We start from the raw sequence: 1,931 nt of genomic DNA, 5'->3' as shown, positions 1-1,931 counted from the left end.
CGAACGCGCAGCAGCCCGAGACGAGCGAACCGCAGACGCCGACCGGCGGCGCGCGTCCCGCCGAGCCCCGGGCCGTCGCGCCGCAGCCCACCACCCCGACCACCGAGATCCGCCCCGGCCCGCCAATGGGCACGCGCGCGCCCTTCGATGCGTCCGAGCTCGAGCTGCAGCGCGCGTTGCAGGGCGGCGTGATCGACGGGCGCGTCACCATCCCGAATCAGTCGGCCGGCATCCTGATCCAGCCGCAGGGCCGGGACTGGCGGCAGTTCCGCAACCGCGTGCTGACCACTACCGGCATCCTCGCGGTGATCGGTACGGCGCTGGCCCTGGCGGTCTTCTACCTGCTGCGCGGCCCCACGCGGATCGACTCCGGCCGCTCCGGCCGGCGCATCGCCCGCTACACCCTGTTCGAGCGCGCGAACCACTGGATGACCGCGGCGAGCTTCATCGTGCTCGCGCTGACCGGGCTCAACATCACCTACGGCGCCTACGTCCTGCGCCCCCTGATCGGGCCGGGGGCCTTCACCGCGCTGACGCTGTGGGGCCAGGCGGTGCACCACTACGTGGCCTTCGCCTTCATGGCCGGCGTGGTGGTCATGCTGGTCCACTGGGCGAGGGAGAACGTGCCGGGCCGCGTGGACCTCGCCTGGATCCGCGCCGGCGGGCCGTTCTCGAAGCAGCATCCGCCGGCGGGCAAGTTCAACGCGGCGCAGAAGGCGCTGTATTGGTTCGTTATGCTGGGCGGAATCGCGGTCGCCGTCTCCGGCATCCTGCTGATGCTGCCGGGGCTGCTCGACAACGTGGTCTCGCAGCAATGGGCGCACATCGCGCATGGCATGCTGGCGATGGCGATGACCGCGGTGATCCTCGGCCACATCTACATCGGCACGATCGGCATGGAAGGCGCCTTCGAGGGCATGCGCGACGGCGAGGTGGACTACAACTGGGCGCGCGAGCACCACAGCCAGTGGCTGGAGGAGGAGGTCGCGCGCGCCAGGACCGACGTGGCCAACGACCGCCTGCCGCCCGGGCGCGTTGCCGGCGCCGACTGACCTCGCCGCTACGGCGCCGGCTGCTGCCCGATGCCGAACAGGCCGCGCAGGAAGCCCGGCGTCAGCGCGGCCAGCGGGTTGACGCTGACCTGCGGGTCATCCTGCGGGCCCTGCAGCCGCCATGTCGCGGCGAAGACGCCGCCGCCCTGCTCCGGCGAGAAGAGCCGGCCGAGGATCGGGATGTTGCCGAGCAGCGAGTTGAAGACGTAGGCGGGGACGATCGTGCCTTCCATCGACAGGTGCTGTCGGCGCCGGTCCAGCGTGCCTTTGGCCGTCAGCCCGAGCGAGGCCGAGAAGGCGCGGGCCTCGCTCAGCGTCAGCGTGTCCGGCGTCAGCGTGAAGGGCGCAACGAGGCGGGAGAAGCCGAGGCCGGGCCCCGACATTGCCTCGAGCAGGCCGTAAAGCGTCATCGCCTGCAGCAGCTTGCCGAAGGCCGGTGCGTTGTGCACGGCGAAGTCGGTCATCTCCGCTGTGCCGGACAGTGGTGCGCCCGGAGCGTCGTGCGCGTAGGTCGCCATGACGGATAGGCGCCCGCCTTCCAGGTGCCGCAGCACGCCGAAGGCGTGCAGCAGCGCGCCGGCATCCTCCGCCGTCAATCGCAGCGCGCGGCCCTGGCCCTGCGGCGTGATGCTCGCCTCGAAGGGGCCGCGCGGGCCGGCGCGTCCGGTCAGCCGCCCTTGCCGCAACACGCCGCGGCCGTCCACCTGCACATTCGCGTCCACGGCGGCGAGCTCGCGATCCGGTCCGATCAGCACGCGGTCGAAGCGGCCTTCGACGGCGACGGCCGGGCCCGGCTCGGCGGCCGCCGGCCCAGCGGGCGTGTCGTCCGCCATCTTGCGGCGGAGGTCGAGCACCTGGCCGCGCAGCGCGACGCGCCAG

1 protein-coding gene and 1 pseudogene are annotated in these 1,931 nt (G+C 72.6%); one reads left to right on the top strand and one right to left on the bottom strand.

Annotated features, from left to right (window positions below; translation table 11 throughout):
- Positions 1–1,052, top strand: a 1,052-nt coding sequence (locus OZN99_RS30655; RefSeq protein WP_270938989.1) for a formate dehydrogenase subunit gamma, incomplete at its 5' end; no start/stop codon positions are given.
- Positions 1,053–1,060: 8 nt separating this feature from the next.
- Here OZN99_RS30655 and OZN99_RS30650 read toward each other — a convergent pair.
- A pseudogene (locus tag OZN99_RS30650) lies at positions 1,061–1,931 on the bottom strand (AsmA-like C-terminal region-containing protein); the annotation flags it as partial.

The sequence above is a fragment of the Falsiroseomonas oryzae genome (assembly GCF_027856955.1).
Classification (GTDB): domain Bacteria; phylum Pseudomonadota; class Alphaproteobacteria; order Acetobacterales; family Acetobacteraceae; genus Falsiroseomonas; species Falsiroseomonas oryzae.
The sequence above is the reverse complement of the archived record's forward strand: the minus strand, read 5'-3'. Positions and strand labels throughout refer to the sequence as shown.